The organism is Actinomadura sp. SCN-SB, assembly GCF_043906805.1.
Lineage (GTDB): Bacteria > Actinomycetota > Actinomycetes > Streptosporangiales > Streptosporangiaceae > Spirillospora.
In genome coordinates, this window is the sequence record NZ_JBIMPP010000104.1 from 1 (window position 1) to 19,380 (window position 19,380).

At 71.1% G+C, this 19,380-nt stretch carries 16 protein-coding genes; 11 read left to right on the forward strand and 5 right to left on the reverse strand.

Annotated features, from left to right (window positions below; all coding sequences use genetic code 11):
• Positions 1 to 67: 67 nt before the first annotated feature.
• Complete coding sequence (locus ACGWYJ_RS36800) at positions 68 to 2,158, reverse strand: type IIA DNA topoisomerase subunit B (RefSeq protein ID WP_395111194.1); 2,091 nt, start codon at positions 2,156 to 2,158, stop codon at positions 68 to 70.
• Between the two features lie 344 nt (positions 2,159 to 2,502).
• Here ACGWYJ_RS36800 and ACGWYJ_RS36805 point away from each other — a divergent pair, with 344 nt between their 5' ends.
• The 4 genes from ACGWYJ_RS36805 (at position 2,503) to ACGWYJ_RS36820 (ending at position 5,767) form a co-directional block, all read left to right on the forward strand.
• Positions 2,503 to 3,405: an ABC transporter ATP-binding protein gene (locus ACGWYJ_RS36805; protein ID WP_395111195.1), complete on the forward strand. Its 903-nt coding sequence runs from the start codon at positions 2,503 to 2,505 to the stop codon at positions 3,403 to 3,405.
• Positions 3,402 to 4,475 (forward strand): ABC transporter permease, encoded by a 1,074-nt coding sequence (locus ACGWYJ_RS36810; RefSeq protein WP_395111196.1) that lies wholly within the window; start codon positions 3,402 to 3,404, stop codon positions 4,473 to 4,475. Before ACGWYJ_RS36805 ends, ACGWYJ_RS36810 begins: the two co-directional genes overlap by 4 nt.
• 127 nt (positions 4,476 to 4,602) lie before the next feature.
• Positions 4,603 to 4,833, forward strand: coding sequence for a hypothetical protein (locus ACGWYJ_RS36815; protein ID WP_395111197.1), 231 nt, complete (start codon positions 4,603 to 4,605; stop codon positions 4,831 to 4,833).
• Between the two features lie 178 nt (positions 4,834 to 5,011).
• Positions 5,012 to 5,767: a YaaA family protein gene (locus ACGWYJ_RS36820; RefSeq protein ID WP_395111198.1), complete on the forward strand. Its 756-nt coding sequence runs from the start codon at positions 5,012 to 5,014 to the stop codon at positions 5,765 to 5,767.
• A gap of 19 nt (positions 5,768 to 5,786) precedes the next feature.
• On the opposite strand, the gene ACGWYJ_RS36825 is transcribed toward ACGWYJ_RS36820, so the two are convergent.
• From ACGWYJ_RS36825 to ACGWYJ_RS36840, 4 genes are all read right to left on the reverse strand, one after another.
• The gene (locus ACGWYJ_RS36825) at positions 5,787 to 6,779 is read right to left on the reverse strand and encodes a hypothetical protein (protein WP_395111199.1); all 993 of its coding nucleotides are present in this window, start codon (positions 6,777 to 6,779) and stop codon (positions 5,787 to 5,789) included.
• Positions 6,780 to 7,151: 372 nt separating this feature from the next.
• Positions 7,152 to 8,849: an RNA polymerase sigma factor gene (locus ACGWYJ_RS36830; RefSeq protein WP_395111200.1), complete on the reverse strand. Its 1,698-nt coding sequence runs from the start codon at positions 8,847 to 8,849 to the stop codon at positions 7,152 to 7,154.
• A gap of 289 nt (positions 8,850 to 9,138) precedes the next feature.
• Positions 9,139 to 11,313: a SpoIIE family protein phosphatase gene (locus ACGWYJ_RS36835; RefSeq protein WP_395111201.1), complete on the reverse strand. Its 2,175-nt coding sequence runs from the start codon at positions 11,311 to 11,313 to the stop codon at positions 9,139 to 9,141.
• A gap of 419 nt (positions 11,314 to 11,732) precedes the next feature.
• Complete coding sequence (locus tag ACGWYJ_RS36840; protein ID WP_395111202.1) at positions 11,733 to 12,308, reverse strand: HhH-GPD-type base excision DNA repair protein; 576 nt, start codon at positions 12,306 to 12,308, stop codon at positions 11,733 to 11,735.
• Positions 12,309 to 12,391: 83 nt separating this feature from the next.
• On the opposite strand from ACGWYJ_RS36840, the gene ACGWYJ_RS36845 reads away from it, so the two are divergent.
• From ACGWYJ_RS36845 to ACGWYJ_RS36875, 7 genes are all read left to right on the forward strand, one after another.
• On the forward strand, positions 12,392 to 13,105 hold the full coding sequence (locus ACGWYJ_RS36845) for a molybdopterin-dependent oxidoreductase (protein ID WP_395111203.1): 714 nt from the start codon (positions 12,392 to 12,394) through the stop codon (positions 13,103 to 13,105).
• Positions 13,092 to 13,844: a cytochrome b/b6 domain-containing protein gene (locus ACGWYJ_RS36850; protein ID WP_395111204.1), complete on the forward strand. Its 753-nt coding sequence runs from the start codon at positions 13,092 to 13,094 to the stop codon at positions 13,842 to 13,844. The genes ACGWYJ_RS36845 and ACGWYJ_RS36850 overlap by 14 nt, the downstream gene beginning before the upstream one ends.
• Positions 13,845 to 14,027: 183 nt before the next feature.
• Positions 14,028 to 14,288 carry a hypothetical protein gene (locus ACGWYJ_RS36855; protein WP_395111205.1) on the forward strand — a complete coding sequence of 87 codons (261 nt, stop codon included), beginning with the start codon at positions 14,028 to 14,030 and terminating at the stop codon, positions 14,286 to 14,288.
• A gap of 265 nt (positions 14,289 to 14,553) precedes the next feature.
• Positions 14,554 to 16,149 (forward strand): hypothetical protein, encoded by a 1,596-nt coding sequence (locus ACGWYJ_RS36860; RefSeq protein WP_395111209.1) that lies wholly within the window; start codon positions 14,554 to 14,556, stop codon positions 16,147 to 16,149.
• A gap of 154 nt (positions 16,150 to 16,303) precedes the next feature.
• A complete protein-coding gene (locus ACGWYJ_RS36865) occupies positions 16,304 to 17,491 on the forward strand; it encodes an SseB family protein (protein ID WP_395111206.1) in 1,188 nt (395 codons plus the stop codon).
• Between the two features lie 60 nt (positions 17,492 to 17,551).
• Positions 17,552 to 18,871 carry an SseB family protein gene (locus ACGWYJ_RS36870; protein ID WP_395111207.1) on the forward strand — a complete coding sequence of 440 codons (1,320 nt, stop codon included), beginning with the start codon at positions 17,552 to 17,554 and terminating at the stop codon, positions 18,869 to 18,871.
• A complete protein-coding gene (locus ACGWYJ_RS36875) occupies positions 18,868 to 19,233 on the forward strand; it encodes a hypothetical protein (protein WP_395111208.1) in 366 nt (121 codons plus the stop codon). The genes ACGWYJ_RS36870 and ACGWYJ_RS36875 overlap by 4 nt, the downstream gene beginning before the upstream one ends.
• Positions 19,234 to 19,380: the final 147 nt, after the last annotated feature.

Genomic DNA, 19,380 nt, shown 5'->3' on the forward strand with positions numbered 1-19,380 from the left:
CCGGGGGGGGTGTGGGGGGTCGTCCCCCCACAATGACACGCGTGGGGGGTCGCCCCCCCCACATATGTCACGTATCTATGCGTTCCATGTCCAGTTCTGTGGCGCCTGCGGTGATGAATTCTCTGCGGGGGGCGACCTCGCTGCCCATCAGCAGGTCGAAGATCTTCTCCGCTTCCTCGGCGTCTTCGATGCGGATGCGGCGGAGGATGCGGTGGCGTGGGTCCATGGTGGTTTCGGCGAGCTGGTCGGCGTCCATTTCGCCCAGGCCCTTGTAGCGCTGGACGGGTTCCTTCCAGCGGATGCCGCGGCGTTCGAGTTCTACGAGTTTCTTGCGCAGCTCGGCGTCGCTGTAGCAGTAGACGTACTTGTCCTGGCCCTTCTTGGGCTTGATGATCTCGATGCGGTGCAGGGGCGGGACGGCGGCGAAGACCCGGCCGGCTTCGAGCATGGGGCGCATGTAGCGGTACATGAGCGTCAGCAGCAGGGTGCGGATGTGGGAGCCGTCCACGTCGGCGTCGGCCATGAGGATGATGCGGCCGTAGCGGGCGGCGTCCAGGTCGAAGGTGCGGCCGGAGCCGGCTCCGATCACCTGGATGATCGCGGCGCATTCGGCGTTCTTGAGCATGTCGGCGACGGACGCCTTCTGCACGTTCAGGATCTTGCCGCGGATGGGCAGCAGCGCCTGGAACTCGGAGTCGCGGGCGAGCTTGGCGGTGCCGAGGGCGGAGTCGCCCTCGACGATGAACAGTTCGCTGCGGTCGTCGGCGGTGCGGCAGTCGACCAGCTTGGCGGGGAGCGCCGAGTTCTCCAGGGCGTTCTTGCGGCGCTGGTTGTCGCGCTGGGTGCGGGCGGCGATGCGGGTCTTGGCGGCGCCGACGACCTTTTCCAGGACGGTGCGCAGCTGCTGCTTCTGGCCGCGCGGGGGGTTGTCGAACAGGGCCTTGAGCTCGCGGCTGACGACCTGGGACACGATCCGGGTGGCGGCCGAGGTGCCGAGGACCTCCTTGGTCTGGCCCTCGAACTGGGGTTCGGGGAGCCGGACGGTGACGACCGCGGTCAGGCCCTCCAGCACGTCGTCCTTGATGACGTCCTCGTCGCCGTTCTTGAGCAGCCGGGTGGCGCGCAGCTGGTCGTTGATGACGCGGACGAGCGCGCGGTCGAACCCCCGGACGTGGGTGCCGCCCTTGGGGGTGGCGATGACGTTGACGAACGACTTGGTGATGGTGTCGTAGCCGGTGCCCCAGCGCAGCGCGACGTCGACCTCCAGGTCCCGTTCGACGTCGGTGGGGACGAGGTGCCCCTGGTCGTCGAGGACGGGGACGGTCTCGGTGAAGTGACCGCGTCCCTGGAGCCGCAGGACGTCGATGATCGGGGCGTCCTTGGCGAGGTAGGAGCAGAACTCGCTGATGCCGCCGTCGAACCGGAAGGTCTCCTCGACGACCTCGTCGCCGCGCTCGTCGCGGACGTCGATGGTGAGCCCGGGGATGAGGAAGGCGGTCTGCCGCATCCGGTCCATGACCAGGGACTGGTCGACGGTGGCGCCCTTGAGGAAGATCTGGGTGTCGGGCCAGAACCTGACCCGGGTGCCGGTGGTCCTGCGGGCCACCTTGCGGATCTTGTGCACTCCGGAGCGCCGCTTGAACCGGGAGGTCGGGCGTTCGTCGGCGAACTCGCCGGGCAGGCCGCGGCGGAAGCTGATGGCGTGGGTGTGGCCGTCGCGGTCGACCTCGACGTCGAGCCGGGCGGACAGGGCGTTGACGACGGAGGCGCCGACGCCGTGCAGGCCGCCGGAGGCGGTGTAGGAGACGCCGCCGAACTTGCCGCCGGCGTGCAGCCGGGTCATCACCAGTTCGACGCCGGACAGCTTGGTCTTGGGCTCGATGTCGACGGGGATGCCGCGGCCGTTGTCGCCGACCTCGAAGGACCCGTCGGCGCGCAGCACGACGGAGATGTGGGTGCAGTATCCCGCGAGCGCCTCATCGACGCAGTTGTCCACGATCTCCCAGAGGCAGTGGGCGAGCCCACGGCTGTCGGTGGACCCGATGTACATGCCGGGTCGCTTGCGCACGGCCTCCAGGCCCTCCAGCACCGAGAGGTGCCGGGCGGAGTAGCCGTGCGTGTCGTCGTCGGTGCTCACTTCAGCTGTCGCGGCGGTCAACGTGCGTGTGCTCCTCGGGAAATTCCGACATTCGGCAGCAGGGTACCGTCACTGAAAGCGTCACCAGCTTCAGCGGCCCTGGGCGTTTCCATCGGGGCGCCGTCTCGTTCGGGGAGGGGTCGCGCCCGCCGCCCGCTGCCATGCCCCAGCCTACGACCAGGGAGGGTGGCACGGGCTTCACGCGGCTCGTTCACCCGGCACCTCCTCCGGCACGTCAGCGACCATTGTCGAACATACTATCGACATCGCCGGACTGGACGCGCCATTCGTTTCGGCGTGTCGGTCCCCGCGAATCCGACTTCAGGAGGTGCCGGTCCGGTGGCGGGGGCTCTACGGTCCTCTGCATGGCACATACGATCATTTCGGACGGTCTCCGCAAACGGTACGGCGAGGTCCGTGCCGTGGACGGGGTCTCGTTCGAGGTCGCCGAAGGCGAGTTCTTCGGCATACTCGGGCCGAACGGCGCGGGGAAGACGACCCTTCTGGAGATCATCGAGGGGTTGCGGGAGGCCGATGGGGGCTCGGTGTCGGTGCTGGGCCAGGCGCCGTGGCCGCGCAACCCGAAGCTGCTGCCGCGGATCGGCGTCCAGTTGCAGTCATCGTCCTTCTTCGAGCGCCTGACCGCGCGGGAGCAGTTGCGCACGTTCGGTTCCCTGTACGGCGTGCCGCCGGCGAAGGCGGACGCGATGCTGGAGACGGTCGGGCTGAACGACAAGGCCGACGTGCGGGTGGAGAAGCTGTCGGGCGGGCAGGCGCAGCGCCTGTCGATCGCGTGCGCGCTCGTCCACGACCCGGAGCTGGTGTTCCTGGACGAGCCGACCGCGGCGCTGGACCCGCAGGCGCGCCGCAACCTGTGGGACGTGCTGCGCGCGATCAACACCGAGGGCCGCACGATCGTGCTGACCACGCACTACATGGACGAGGCCGAGCTGCTCTGCGACCGGGTGGCGATCATGGACGCGGGCCGGATCCTGCGGCTGGGGCCGCCCGCCGCGCTGGTCCGCGATCTGGACGCGCCGACCAGGATCGGCGTCGCCAGCGGCCTGCTGACGGTCGAGGACGCCCGCGCGCTGCCCGGCGCGGACGAGGTCGCCGACGACGGCGTGTCGCTGGTGATCTCGACCCGCGCCCCGTCGGAGGTGGTGGCGGCGATGGCGGCCCGGGACGCGCTGGACGGGGTGCGGATCCGCGGCGCCACCCTGGAGGACGTCTTCCTGGAGCTGACCGGACGGGAGTATCGGGCATGACGGGCCTGCACAGCTTCCGCAGCCTGTGCCGGGCGATGGCGCTGGGCTTCGCGCGGGACCGCGGCGCGCTGTTCTTCACGATCCTGTTCCCGCTGATGTTCCTGGTGCTGTTCGCCGGGCTGTTCGCCGACCAGGGCACCTCGAAGGTCAAGGTGATCCAGGTCGGCCCGGCGGCGATCCTGGACGGCGCCGTCGCGGGCGGCGGCGGGGAGCTGGCCCGGGTCATGGAGGTGACCAGGAGCTCCGACCGGGCCGGGGCGCTCGACGAGGTCGCGAAGGGCGACGCCGACGCGGTGGTGGAGCAGCGCGGGGGTGAGCTCGTCGTGCACTACTCGGCGGCGGACTCGGTGAAGTCGGGGACGGTCCGCGGGCTGATGAACGCGATCGTCCAGGAGGCGAACATCGCCGCGAGCGGGCGGCCCGCCGCGTACCGGCTCACGGCGGCGCAGGTGGAGGACGACTCGCTCACGGCGATCCAGTTCTTCACGCCCGGCCTGCTGGGCTGGGCGCTGGCCTCGGCGGGCGTGTTCGGTGCCTCGCAGACGCTGGTGACGTGGCGGACGAAGGGCATCCTGCGGCGGCTGCGGTTGTCGCCGGCGCCGGTGTCGGCGGTGTTCGGGGCCCGGGTGACGGTGAGCGTGGGGATCGCGCTGGTGCAACTTGCGCTGTTCCTGCTGGTGGCGCGGTTGCCGTTCTTCAACCTCCAGTTGAAGGGCGCCTGGTGGATGTGCGTCCCGATGGTGGTGGCGGGCGTCCTGGCGTTCCTGGCCATCGGGACGGTCATCGGGGCGTGGGCCAAGACGCAGGAGGCGGCGCAGACGGTGGGCCAGCTGGTGGTGCTGCCGATGGCGTTCCTGGGCGGCTCGTTCTTCCCGCTGGACGTCGCCCCCACCTGGATGCGGACGGTGTCGCACGTGTTCCCGCTGCGCTATCTGAACGAGGGCATGCTGGACGTGATGGCCCGCGGCCAGGGCCCGGCGTCGGCCCTTCCCGAGATCGGTGTGCTCCTGGCCATAGCGCTGGCCGGAACATTCATCGCGCTTCGCCTGTTCAGATGGGATGACGCCTGAGCGGGGGCTGTGATGTCGGTCACGAATTGAGCCATTCCGCTGTGGGCGTACGAAGAAACAGGTTGGGAACGTCAGCGTCGGGTTAGATGTTGTCCTAAGTACCGACCCCGAGCATGAGGAAGGTGCCGTGACTGGAGCCCTTGCCCCGACCAAGCCGCTGTCCGTCGCAGACCGCTGCGACCGCTGCGGTGCTCAGGCCTACGTCCGTGCGATCCTTGTAGGCGGCGGCGACCTTCTGTTCTGCGCCCACCACGGCCGCAAGTACGCAGAGGCGCTCCGCTCCAGTGGGGCCGACATTCAGGACGAGACCGACCGGCTCAACGAAACCCCGGCCACCGCGCCCGACGACGAGCGCTAAGCCTTGACATAAACGAACACGGGAACGGCGGTCACCGGTAACGGTGGCCGCCGTTCGTTACATTCCGGGAATCCGCGCGTCCGAAGACCCTACTTCACCCTTCCGGCGGGCCCGGCGGATTTGACTACACAGAGCTATTATCTGGTCACTCTGGGAATGGGTTGGAGGCGGAACGGCCGTGCTGATCCTGCTGCCGCCATCGGAACGCAAGGCGCCGGGCGGTGACGGTCCCCCGCTGGATCTGGCCGGGCTGTCGTTCCCCCGGCTCAATCCCGTACGGGAACGGGTCATGGACGCCCTCAGCGAGGCGTGCCTGCGGGACGACGCGCGCGACGTGCTCGGTCTTCCGGGCGGGCAGGCCGACGACGCGCTCGCCCGCAACCGGATCCTGCGCCAGGCGCCCACGCTGCCGGTGTCGCGCCTCTACACGGGCGTCCTGTACGAGAACCTGGCCCTGGGCGAGCTGTCCCCCGAGGCGGCCGAGAGGGCGAACGACCAGATCATCGTGTTCTCGGGGCTCTGGGGCGCGCTGCGTCTCAACGACAGGGTCCCGCCGTACCGGCTGGCCATGGACGTGACGCTGCCCCCTGAGGGCAAGCTGGCCGCTCTGTGGCGCCCGGCCCTGCGGGAGGCCCTGGGCTTCGCCGAGGGCCGGCTGATCGTGGATCTGCGGTCCGGGCCGTACGCGTCGGCGTGGCGCGCTCCCGCTCCGTCCGTCCCCGTGCGGGTGTTCCGTGAACGGATCCTGGGCGGCGTACCGAAGCGTTCCGTGGTGAGCCACATGGCGAAGGCGACGCGGGGCAAGGTGGCGCGCGACCTGCTGGAGGCGGGCGTCGAGGCCGCCACGCCCGAGGAACTGCTCAAGGCCGTGGCCGGGCTCGGCCACACGGCCGAGCTGAACGACGGCCGCCTGGACGTGATCCTGCACGCCTGACGAGTGCGGGATCAGGGGGTCACACCGTGGTGATGTTCAGGTGGCGGCATGCCTTGATGTACTGCGAGACCTCGTTGCCGCCTAGATAGCTCCAGGGGAGACTGCTGGGCCTGCCCATGGTGCGGAGCAGGTGCTGGCGGGCCGGACGGCGGGCGTCTGCCAGGTGGAAGGCCGCACCGAAGATGTTGTGGGCCTCGATGGTGCGGGGGTGCGTATGCCCGTGCCCCTCGAACCAGCCGCGGGCGGCGGCCTCCACGTCCCGGCACTCCTCCGTCGTGAACCACGATGACGCGCCCCGGATGATGCCCTGCCGTTCCTGGACGAAGTATTCGAAGTAGGCGAGCGGGAGTAGCGCGGCCCGGGGGTCCTCCTGGCCGGCCGTGCCAGCGGCCACGCGGGCGAAGTCGAACATCTCCTCGGGCACGCCGCCCCACTGCGGCGACAGGCTCACCACGCGCGCCACATGCGACCCGTACAGGGTGGGGTGGCGCCGGTAAGCCTGCTCCCACAGCTCGTCCTTCTCCTCGCGATCCACATCCAGGCCGAGGGCCAGCCACAGCATGGACTCCCAAGGGACGGGGTCGTCCGGCCACATCTCCGCGGCACGCATCAGGGGGCCGCGCGCCGCCTTCATCTTCTTGCTGTAGGCGGTGTAGGCGGACGCCTGCACGGAACGGGCCCGCGCGTCGGGGCGCATCCCCCACGCCTCCTCCACCTGCGTACGGCCCAGCCACAGCCACAGATCGGGGTTTCCAGGGGACTCGGCGAGCAACGCCTCGATGTACTTGGACGAGCCGACCGCCGCCTTGGCCAGCGCCTCCACCCGTTGCGAACGCACCTCCGGATCGGCGCGCGCCTCGGCGAGCACCCGCGCCCCGACCCGCATGAACCGGTCCTGGACGGCGTCGACGGCCTGATCGAGCACGGGATCCATCCAGGGGCGCCCGCCGACGACCTGTGCCGTGCGGACGCGGAGCGCCGTGGGGGCACGGCCGAGCCTGTTCTGCCCCACCGCACCTCCATGTGCCCGGTCAAGCTCCATCAGTCCCATGGTGGGGAAGCGTAGGAACGGGCGACACGAATGGCGCTACCTCGGTGTAAAAGGTGTGTTACATACCAAAAGGCATCATTGACCTGGACGTTCTGTGTCCGTCATCCCGCTGGGACCGTGCCACAGCCCCAGCGACCGCCCCCGAGGGAACATTTCCGAAACAACGCCATGGGAAGACCGCGGCTCACGTCCCGCAGGTCCAGGCACCCTGCCGACCACAAGCGGTCAATCGCGTACCGCCCGAAGTCGGAACGCCGACAGGACCACCCCACCGCGAACGGCGGAATGGCCCTGTGAGCGCGCTACGGCGGCCCGGTGGCCGCCCGGGTCCGGTCAGTCCAGGTAGTCGCGCAGCACCTGGGACCGGGACGGGTGACGCAGCTTGGACATGGTCTTGGACTCGATCTGCCGGATCCGCTCCCGGGTCACCCCGTACACCTTGCCGATCTCGTCCAGCGTCTTGGGCTGGCCGTCGGTGAGGCCGAACCGCATCGACACCACCCCGGCCTCACGCTCGCTGAGCGTGTCCAGCACCGAGTGCAACTGCTCCTGCAACAGCGTGAAGCTGACCGCGTCCGCCGGGACGATCGCCTCGGAGTCCTCGATCAGGTCGCCGAACTCGCTGTCGCCGTCCTCGCCCAGCGGGGTGTGCAGGGAGATCGGCTCGCGGCCGTACTTCTGCACCTCGACGACCTTCTCCGGGGTCATGTCGAGTTCCTTGGCCAGCTCCTCGGGGGTGGGCTCGCGGCCCAGGTCCTGGAGCATCTGGCGCTGGACGCGGGCCAGCTTGTTGATGACCTCGACCATGTGCACCGGGATGCGGATGGTGCGGGCCTGGTCGGCCATCGCGCGGGTGATCGCCTGCCGGATCCACCAGGTGGCGTAGGTGGAGAACTTGTAGCCCTTGGTGTAGTCGAACTTCTCGACCGCGCGGATCAGGCCCAGGTTGCCCTCCTGGATCAGGTCCAGGAACAGCATGCCGCGGCCGGTGTAGCGCTTGGCCAGCGAGACCACCAGCCGCAGGTTGGCCTCCAGCAGGTGGTTCTTGGCCCGGCGGCCGTCCTCGGCGATCCACTCGAAGTCGTCGCGGTCCTCCTGCGACATCGTGTGCGCCTCGGCGGCCAGCCGCTCCTCGGCGAACAGGCCCGCCTCGATCCGCTTGGCCAGCTCGACCTCCTGCTCGGCGTTCAGCAGGGGGACCTTGCCGATCTGCTTGAGGTAGTCCTTGACCGGGTCGGCGGTGGCGCCGGCCGCGGCGATCTGCTGGGCCGGGGCGTCCTCGTCGTCGTCGCCGAGGGTGAACGCCTCCTCCTCGGAGGCGCCCTTGTCGCCGGCCTTGCCCGCGGCGGCCGGGGCGACCGCGGCGGCGGGCTCCTCCTCGATCTCCGCGGGCTCCTCCACCTCGACCTCCACGACGGCGTCCTCGACCACCTCGAGGTCGTCGCCCTCGAGATCGTCGAGATCGTCGTCGAGCTCGGTGACGTCCACCTCGTCGTCGAGGTCGGGCTCGTCGGCGACCCGCTTGGCGGCCGGGGCGGACTTGACCGGCCCGGCGGCCGCGGCGGACCCGCCGCCCTTGGCGCCGGACGCCTGGGCCGCGGCGGCGGCCTTCTTGGCCGCGGCCTTCTTGCCCTTGCGGGGAACCCTCCGGGCGGCCTTCCTGGACGGCGCGGGAACCGGGTCGGACACCTGCTCGGCGTCGCCGGAACCGTCCTCAACGACGGCGGTCACCGTGTCGGGCTGCTCCTTCGCGGCTGCGGCCGTCCTGGGCCTGCGCGCCGCCGGCGCCCGCTTGCGCGAACGCTTGGGCGCCGCTGAGTCGGCAGCGCTCACCATGACGGTCACACCCTCCTTGCTGAGGCTCCGCAAGATGCTTGAGGCCGCAGACACGGGGATGTCGGCCTCCTCGAACGTACGTCGTACGTCCTCGATTTCAAGGCGATTGTCCTGGGACCGTCCACGCTCGATCAGTTGCGCGATGACATGCTCGTGCAGATCTGACGCTTTCGAGGTCGAGCTAGCAGGCGACACAAATACCTCTCGAACGAACGTGTGGCTTGGTTGACCCCAAGTGCCCTGACGGGCTCGGCCTCACACTGGGTGGGACCACACACTGGGCAGGCCACCCCATGCGGGACCGCAACGTACACCACTTACTAGGGTCAAGCATTCTGGCACGGCGCGCATTCCGCATCGATGTCCTACCCGGTAACACACCACCTTAGGGGGCGCTGGGCGGTCCTTCGTACGAACGAGGCCGTCTCATGGTTCCCGACGGGACCTGATCCGGCCGCTGTCGCGCGATCCGGAGTCCGGCCGGTCAGCCGGGCTCCGGGGGGACGTGCAGGGCGAGTACGGTCACATCGTCCACTTGCTCGTAGCCGGCAAGCATCCGATCGACCAGGAAGTCGACGAGTCTCTCCGGATCTCCTACCACTTCAGGTGGGGCATCGGCCGCGACGGCGACCAGTTCCTCCAGGCCCGCGTCCACCCCACGCCTACGGTTCTCCACAAGTCCATCGGAATAGAACACCACAGTGTTGCCGGTCTGGATGGAAAATCTTGTCTGCTGCCGCTGGGACGGCCAGCCGAGCGGGGTGCCCGGCTCCAGCCCGCTGACCCGCGCGGGCTCGTCGGCCGAGATCAGCAGGGGCGGCGGGTGGCCGGCGTTGCTGAAGTCGCCCTCCCCGGTCTCGGGGTCGATCACCGCGTAGGCGACCGTGGTGAACTGCTCCTCGTCCTCGGTGGCGGAGAAGAGCCGGTCGAGCCCGGCCAGCACGGCGGCGGGCCGGGGGTCGTTGAGTGCCAGCGCCCGCAGGGCGTTGCGGACGCGTCCCATTCCGGCCGCGGCCAGCACGCCCTTGCCCATGACGTCGCCGACCGCCACGGCGAGCCGGTCGTCGGGCAGCCGGAACACGTCGTACCAGTCCCCGCCGACCTGCACGTGCCGGGTGGCGGGGTTGTAGCGGGCGGCCAGCACCATGCCGGGCAGTTGCGGGAGGTCGCTGGGCAGCAGGCTGCGCTGGAGCTCCTCGGCGGTGCGGTGCTCGCGCTCGAACAGCAGGGCCCGCTCGACGGCCAGCGCGCACTGGCCGGCCAGGGCCTCCAGGAAGACCCGCTCCTCCTCGGTGATCTCCCGGGGCCGGGTGAAGGAGAACCGCAGGGCGCCGATCGGGGCGCCCGCCGCCAGCAGCGGCAGGCCGACCCAGGCGCGCTCCTCGGTGTGCTGGTGGAACAGCCCCGCCTCGTCCCGGCCGAGCTGGAGCCGCAGGCTGTTGGGGTGCTCGGCCAGGAACGGCCGGCTCTCCCTGACCGCCACCGACATCACGGTCTGGTCGCTGACCTTGATGTCCTCCCGGGACGAGGCGGGACGGGGCTCGCCGGAGCCCTCGCCCGGCTGGGACGGGGTGACGATGCTCAGCCGCAGCTTGTCGTCGTCCAGCAGCGCCACCGCCGAGTAGTCGGCGCCGATCGCCGACCGGCCCACCTCGGTGATCACCTGGACCACCTGGCTGACCGTCAGCGCCTCGGCCAGCATCGAGGTGGCCTGCTGGAGCCGGGCGGTGCGCAGCGCGGCGGCCGACAGCTGCTCGGTCAGCCGGCCGCGCATCTCCTCGGCCTCGCGCTGGCCGGTGACGTCGGTGTTGGCGCCGACCCACTCGATCACGGTGTCGCCGCGCCAGATCGGCACGGCGCGCACGTCGAAATGCCGGTACGCGCCGGTCTTGGTGCGGATCCGGTAGTTGGTCTCGAACACCCGGTTGTCGTTGACGCACTCGCGCCAGGTCGCCTCGATCCTGGGCCTGTCCTCGGGGTGCACGACCGACAGCCAGCCGCCGACCGCGTAGTCGTCGGGGGTCTGGCCGGTGATCGACCGCCATTCCGGCGCGTCGTCGATCACGCCGCCGTCCGGCGAGGCCACCCAGACGACCTGGGAGCTGGCCTCCACCAGCGACCGGTAGCGCTGCTCCTTGCGCCGGATGACCTCCTCGGCGCGGCGGCGCTCGGTCACGTCCACGGCGGTCAGCACCACCCCCGCGGGCGCCTCGTCCTCGCCCTCCACGGGCAGCCAGGTGCAGGCCAGCACGCGCGAGCCCGCGGCGACGGAGGGCGCGGGCGGGCCCGGCACCGGGACGGGCGGCTCCACCACGGGCACCTGCGGCGTCTCCTGCCGGGGCCGCGGGACGGTGAGGTCGGCCTCGGGGATGGCCCGGCCGTCGCCGAGCACGGTGCGCAGCGCGGTCTCCACCGCCTCCGCCAGGTCACCGGGCAGCACCTCGGCGGGCGTTCGGCGCACCAGGTCGGCGCCGGGGACGCCCAGCAGCTCGGGCAGGGCCTCGCTGGCCCGCAGGATGCGCAGCCCGGTGTCGAAGAACGCCAGGCCGGAGGGGCCCTGCTTCATCAGGGTGGCGTACAGCGCGGCATCGGACGCTTCCATCGGCTGGCCCTCCACCCCGGTGATCCGGGGATGCGGAACGGACGTGTCGGTGCTCATGGGTCACACCTCCGCCCCAGGGGGTCCCGTACCGCGTGGCAAGTCGTCATCACTATGAGTGAATGGGAGCAGGCTAGCGCTCCCACCTCCATCACAACACCGGTCGGAGTCGGACTGAGCCATTTTCGCCCCGGCGCGTTCGGTCCGTTCGGCCTCCTGACGCGCACCGGGCGGAAACGACCCCCTCATCATCCCGATGGTTCGCCGCGGACGGAAGCCCCGCGGGCATCCGAACCCGATCATGACGGTGGCCCGGCCCCGGGCCGCCGCCGAGGCGGGCGTTCCGGGCTCCGGAGTGGCGTCCGCGCGCACGGCGAGTACGTGATGTTACGACGCCCGGCGGCGACACGCCCGGGAAGCGGGCAGGCCCGGCGAGTTCCGGACAGTGCCCGACCGAGGCGCTCGCCCGATCCGAACACCTACGCCTTGGACTTGGCCTTCATTTCCTGCTTGAAGGCGCGCACCTTGGCGAGCGAATCGGGACCTGTGATGTCGGCCACCGACCGGTGGGACCCCTCCTCCCCGTACGCCCCCGCCGCCTCGCGCCAGCCCTCGGGACGCACCCCGTACCGCTTGCCCAGCAGCGCCACGAAGATCTGCGCCTTCTGCTTCCCGTAGCCGGGCAGGGCGTTGAGCCTTTTGAACAATTCTTTACCGTCGGTGACGTCCCGCCAGATCGCCTCGGCATCGCCGTCATAGTGCTCGACGACGTACCGGCAGAGCGCCTGGATCCGCTTGGCCATCGAGCCGGGGTAACGGTGCACCGCCGGCTTCCGCGACAGCAACGCCGCGAACGCCTCGGGGTCCTGCGCCGCGATCTCCCCGGCGTCCAGGTCCTCGACCCCGAGCCGCTCGGCGATCGTGTAAGGCCCCGAAAAAGCCCACTCCATCGGCACCTGCTGGTCGAGCAGCATGCCGATGAGGGCGGCCAGGGGGCTGCGGGCCAGCAGTTCGTTCGCCTCGGGGCGTTGCGCGAGGTGGAGCGTGATGGGCATGGGGACAGCTTAGATCTCACCGAATCCTTACGGGGTGGCCGAAGGGCATGGTGGGGGCGCCGTGGGGGTGTTCGAATGGGAATGTGAGCAATGAGGATGCGCGGCGGGCACGGGGCGCTCCGGTGGGGCGGCGGGTCGTGCTCGGCATGCTCGGCCTCGGTGCGGCGGGTGTCGCGGTGGGGACATCCCTACAGCGCGGGGTCAACAGCGCTCTGGCGCCCGTGGGGCAGATCGGGGACGTCCTGCCCGGGGCCGGGGACGGGTTCCGCTACTACTCGGTGGTGGGCGGCGTGCCGCGCCGTACGGCGGCCGATTACAAGCTGACCGTGGGCGGGCTGGTGCGGCAGCCGCAGACGTTCACCATGGCCGATCTCGCCGCGCTGCCGCAGACGCGTCTCACGCGCGATTTCCAGTGCGTGACGGGGTGGCGGGTGCCCGAGGTCATGTGGGCCGGGGTCGCGCTGCCCGATCTGCTGGACGTGGTGGGCGTGTCCGGGGCGGCGCGGGCCGTCCGATTCACCTCGTTCGACGGGGTCTACACCGAGTCGCTGACGCTGGAGCAGGCGCGGCGGCGGGACGTGCTGGTGGCCAGCGAGATGCTCGGCGGGCCCGTCACGCATGACCATGGTGGTCCGGTGCGGCTGTTCGTGGCCCCCATGTACGGCTACAAGTCGCTGAAGTGGCTGGGCGGGATCGAACTGACCGACAAGGTCATCACCGGGTATTGGGAGCGGCGCGGCTACGACGTGGACGCCTGGGTGGGCCGGTCGAACGGGCGGGACGATGCCCCTACGTGATCGCCGTACCGAGGGGATGCTGGAGCGGTTCTCGCAGGCGGAGCGTTGGATCCACCATGTGACGGCGCTGCTGATGCTGGTGTGCCTAGTGACGGCCGCGCTGCTGTACGTGCCCGCGCTGTCGGCCGCCGTGGGGCGCCGCGACCTGATCAAGCCGCTGCACGTCTACGCGGGGTTCGCGCTGCCCGTACCGGTGCTGCTGGGCCTGCTGTCACGAGCGTTCCGGGCCGACCTGAGCCGGTTCAACCGGTTCGATCCCGCCGACTGGGAGTGGTTGCAGCGCCGTGACCGCCGAGACGTGGCCTACCCGAAGGACGGCGACGGCCTGCCGCGCGGGGTCGTGCCGATCGGCAAGTTCAACCCGGGCCAGAAGCTGAACGCGGCGTTCACCATGGGCGCCATCCTGGTCATGCTGGGCACCGGCGCGATCCTGACCTTCCCCGACCCGTGGCCGGACCGCTGGCGCACCGGCGCGACGTTCATGCACGACTGGCTGTTCCTGATCATCCTCGTGGTGACGCTCGGGCACCTGTGGTACGCGGCCAGGGACCCCGGCGCGCTGGGCGGCCTGCTGACCGGGCGGGTGGACCGCGCCTGGGCGGCCCGGCACCATCCGGGCTGGCTCGACGAGCATGAACGGGCGGGCGAAATCGCGTCCGGAAACACACCGGAAACGCCCCCGAAACGGCACCCGGAAAATCCAGACAATCCCCTAAAGACCAGGCCCAATAGGTCTTGAACCGGCGCGGTGGATGTGCTGAGACTAGGACCCGAGGCGAGGTTGGGCGGCACGTCCTCCGCCGGGCTCGTGGCGGGCTCCCGGCATGGTTCTGGGCGGTGCGCGTGACCGCCGGGCCGCGCCCGACCGGCGGTCACCCCGTACCGCCGGCTCCTCGGGCTCGGAGGCGCGCTGATGCCTGTCATGGCCGATCACCGGAGCGAGACCCGTCTGCTGCTGTCCGGACGGCTCGCGTTGGAGTTCTCCTCCTTCAGCCGCGACACCGTGGAGCGCTGTGTCGCGGACGTTCAGGCGTGCATGACCCATCTGGGACTTGAGGCGACCCCCGCGCTGGTGGAACGGATGGCCCGGGAGCATCTGGTCGGGATGGTGAAGTCCGAGCCTCCGTCCGGGCGCCTCCCGCGGGCGAGGGCGAACGGCGGGGATCCCGACCGCGCCCCTTGAGCGGACCTCCCGCCGGTCCGTGAGACGGAACAGCGATGGCGATTCATGGCCCTCGGCCGGAAATGTCCGTATCTAGTACGGTCGTCCGGGGGTCAACGGTTCCGAGTCGTCCCATTTCGGCCGAGGACCTGTGTTCCTGGGCGAGCCCGGCCCCCGGATCTGAGAAGCTAGAGGCGTGAGTCCTCGCAGCCGCCGCCATCCCTCCGGGGATGCGCCGCGGCACGGGCCGCCGCCGTCGGACGAGGTCTTCGCGATTTTCGACGGCATGCTCCGGCACGCCCGCGAGCTGCTGGCGGTGCGCAGCCCGCTGGACGCCGAGCTGATCGTCAGCGAGATCCTGGGCTCCTGGTGGGGCGGCCGGGTGCCGGGCGGCGACGTCGAGGAGGTCATCGGGGAGTCCCTGGTCGACTACGCGGGCGACGTGGGCACCCCGGCCGCGCTCGCCCTGCTGACCGGCATGGCCTACCTGGGCACGCCCCGGCAGGCCGCCAAGGCCGAGCGGGCCGCCCTGGCGCTGATGGAACGCGGCGTGGCGCGCCCCGGCTGGGCCGACCGGGTCGGGATGGTCGTGCCCGAGACCTGCCACGTCTCCCGCGACGTCTACGGCGACCAGGACTCGATCATCTGCACCTACACCTACGGCGGCCGCGACCGGCACGCCCTGGTGATCCTCGTCGACCGCAACAGGTCCGGCACCGTCCACAGCGCCGCGCTGCACGCCTCCGGAGGCCCGCCGCCCCCGCACTCCCTGGAGTCCCTGACCGCCACGCAGGGGCATCTCAGCCCGCCGGCGCCCGGCATGATCCGGGACGCCTGGGTCTCCTCCCAGGTCGACAAGCTGCTCGACCACTGCCGGCGGGAGGGCAGGACCAACCCGCTGATGCGGTTCGAGGAACTGGACCCCCGCGACACCCGGGCGCTGCTGCTGCGCGCGCTGGAGCACACCGACGAGACCCCCGACCCGCCCGTCAACGAGAGCTTCGCGTCCTACCACGCGTTCGTCCGGGCCAGGGTGAGCTCGCTGCCGCCGGACGGCCGCGCGCCCCAGCCGTCGGTGTGGGGACGCGACCGGCGGGCCACGCTCGCCGCCAGGTTCCTGGCGTCCGACGAGGCCGGCGGGCTGTCCGACCTGTCGGCCGCCAGCCGCTGCGTCGACCGCATCATCGACTACGGCTGCGCGCACGACTTCGGCCGCCCGCTGCGGGTCAGCCCGATCAAGTGCGAGATGTTCCTGCTGGACTGGCTGCCCCGCAAGGTGCTGCTGTCGCCGACCGAGCAGGAGGCCGTCCCGCACGTGCTGGCCGCCTGGGTCCGCTGGGCGGGCAAGCGCACCGGGCTGCCCGAGGAGGGCGTGCGCGCCACTCTGGACGCCGTCTGGGACGCCACCGCCAAGTTCGCCGAGTCCTACCGCGACCCGTCGGCGTTCGGGCTCGACCGCGAGCTGGTCGTGCGGCTGCTGCCGGACGGCGAGCTGGAGGCGCTGCCCCGGCGCGCGTTCGCCCTGCCCTACCTGACCGGCCGCTACAGCCTGGCGGGACGGCACCCGCGGTCGGGACGGCACGGCTCGATCGACCTGTCCAGCCTCGACCCGGCCGACCCCGCCGACCGGCGGATCATGCTGGAGTTCGAGCATCCCGGCGCGCCCGAGGAGCATCTGGAGGCGCACGAACGGCTCGCCGAGCGGCTGTGGAACGGCGACCCGCCCCAGCTCTGGGAGACCGCGCAGGCGCTGCTGGACGTCGGGTACGAGCGGCACGAGATCCTGCACCGGCTCATCGACGTCCTGGACCGCTGGGCCGACGACGAGGCCGGGCTGCGCCGTGCCCTGCGTGTCCTTCGTCACGCCGAGCCGCCGGAGTGACCCCACGGCGCCGCGCCCGCCGCGCCCATCGGCGAGTCGGGCGGCGGACCTCGGTGAACTCCCGGTTTGCCAGCGGCGACCCAGGCGACAATCATCGGGGTCTCGGGTACCGGACGCGCGGGGGTCGCGGCCCGACCCCGGGTGATAGGGAGTGATGTCGGTGGAGTGGTCCGAGTTCGCGCGGCGTCTTGGACGCGAGCTGGCCGGTCTCGAACGGGACACCATCCTCATCGTGCGCGAGCGCGAGGAGAGCCGTCACTACGTCCAGGCCATGCGCGAGTCCGACCGGCTGTACGCCGAGGCGGTCAGCAACAACTTCCTCGAAGGCCCGCTGCTGCTCACCCTCGCCGACGAGGAGGTGATGAGCGACGCGGGCTGGCGCCCGCCGGCCGATCCGGCGCCCCGCAACTGGTGGACCGAGCTGCCCGCGTACGCGACGGTCGCCGACCACGGCAGGCTCGCCGACGTCATGGTGACCGCGCTCCGCGACGTGCAGGGGGTGCGGCGCCCCTCCGACCTGGTGTACGAGTCGTTCCACCGCCACGGCACCGGCCTCATCGAGCTGCTGGACTTCGGAATCGAGGCGGCCGACCCGTCCCGCATCACCAAGCGGCGCCACACCACCGTGGAAACCGCCACACCGGCCGTGCCCGCCCTGGCCGCGCCGGTGCCGCCGGGATACGGCGGCGAGCCGCCCGTCCCGGAGGAGCCCGACTCGCTGGAGCCCCGGCTGGCCGACGCCAAGGAACGCGGGGACCACACCACCTACTTCGACCTGCTGCTGACCGCCGACCTCGTGCTGCCCGCGACCGGCCCCGCCGTGGAGGACCCCGAGGCCACCGAGTTCCCCACCACCGTGATCGGCGGCGGCACGTACGTGATGGTGTTCACCTCGCCGCAGGCGCTGGTCCGCTCGGGCCACCGTCCCGGCCTGTACCGCCGCACCTCGTTCGCGCAACTGGCGCTCGGCTGGCCCGACCCGGCCTGGCAACTGGCGATCAACCCGGGCCTGCCCAGCGAGGTCCACCTGGACACGACCGCCATCGCCCGCCTGGACGCCAACCAGCGTTCCCTCAACGCTCCCCCACCCCCCGCCGTCCCGCCGCCCGTCCCCGCCCCGGCCGCCGAGCCGCCCGCGCCCGCGATCCCGGTGCCGTCCCCGGACGTCCCGGCCGTCGCGTCCGGGGTCCCGATGCATCCGCCGCACGGCACGCGCCTGTGGCGCTGGGACGGCGACGGCGACGAGGCCGAGACCGCGGTGCCCACCGCGGTGTTCGACGGCATGACCGGCTCGTGGGCGCCGGTGCGCGCCGACGCCGTCCCAGCACCCCGTACGGACTGACCGGCGTCCGGGCTACCGTCGGGTACGCGACGGCACGACGGACGCGGGAGTGGGACCCGATTGGACTGGAACGACTTCGCCGAACGGCTGGCGATCGAGCTGATGTGGCTGCCGGAACGGTCGTTCCTGATCGTCCAGGGCACCGGCGGGCTGCCGTACGCGCAGGCGATGCGGTCCCGCGATGCGCTGGAGGCCGAGGCGGTGGGCAGCGCGTACCTCCCCGAGCCGTTGACCCCGCAGCAGGAGCGCCGGCTGGCCGCGAACGGCTGGGAACGGCCCAAGGACCCGGACAAGGACAACTGGTGGCAGCGGGTCCCCGTGACCGAACGACCGGGGCGTCCCGTCCGTGACCGGGCCGAACGGTGCGCGGCACTGGCCCTGTGCATGGTCGCGGCGCTCCGGGACGCCTATGACGTCCCGTCCCCGCTCGACCTGGTGTACGACGCAGGGAACGGCGAGACGGGCGAGGCGCTGGAGCTGACGGGCCTGGGGATCCCGCGTTCCGCCGAAGAGGCGGAGGAGCCCGAGGAGCCCACCGGCCCCCTCACCGGCACCGCCCTGGAGGACGCCCTGGCCGCCGCCCGCCAGCACGGCGACCAGGACACCTACCTGGGCTTACTCTCACGCGCCGTCCTCTACCTGCCGGCCCCGGCGGACCCGACCTACGACAACGGGAACCAGTACGCCACCACCCGGTTCGGCGACGAGACGTTCGTCCTGGCCTTCACCTCCCCCGAGGCCATGGATCGGTCACTGCGCGGCCAGGCCGTACACCACCGCGAGGCGCTCCTGCCGGAACTCGCCCGCGACTGGCCACACCCCGAATGGTGGCTCGCCGTCAACCCCGGCCTGCCCAGCGCCGGGTACGCGGAGGCCGACTCCCTCCCCCGCTGCGAGAAGCCGACCCAACCTCCCACCCGACCCGCCCTGGAGGAACCCGCACCAGAGCCACCCCCGGCCGAGGCGATCCTGCGGGACGCGGTCATGCAAAAGGTGCTCCCCCACGAGCATGTCGTGCACTACCTGGAGGGCGGCTACGACCTCGTGTGCGGTCACGTCCACCTCCTGCGGGACGTACGCGACCTCGACACCCCCGCCAAGCTGGTCGACCAGCTCGGGCCGCTCTACAAGGAGACCCCGTTGCGGGCAACCGACGAGGCGCTCCACGTGATCCGGTGGCCGGCGCACAAGCCGACGCTGTTCCGCCACCGCGTCACCGGAGGTCCCCCGGACATCCCCGAGTTCACCATCAACAGCCAGCGCCTCCCGCATGGCGCGGAGATGTACCGGCTCGACCACACCGGCCACGAGACCCTGGTCGCCGCCTACGACGCCGACCTGCGCCGCTGGCTCCCCGTACCCCACGAGGACGGACGATGACCATCCGGCACGGCTTCTACGCGACCTGGCACGGCACCGAGTACGAAGCCAGCCCCGACGGCTCCCAGGTGCGGCTCTACTCCACCACCCAATCCGACGACTTCACACCCGTGACCCCGGACCGCCATGTCAAGGTCGTCCCCGCCGACGATGTCGACCTCACGTACGTGAGCACGTACTGCACCTGGCGCGGCGAAAAGTTCGTCGTCCTAGGCGAACACGAGGGCTGGCTACGCGTGGAACACGCAGGCGGCCAGGCCGCGGTCGCCGAACGCCTGGGCCTGGAAACGTTCGACCGAGGCGTCTACCAAGCCTGGGCCAGAGAAACCGAAGTAGAAGACCTCCACGAGGAAACCACCTAAGCGCCCCCAACCAGGCGCAGGGCGCCCGACCACACGCCAGCGAAACCAAGGTGCAAAGCCCCGGACGGGGACAAGAGGCGAAGCCACCTGCCGGGGCGCACGCAGTGCGATTTCGCAACAAGGCCAAGGGGCACTGCCCCATGGGGG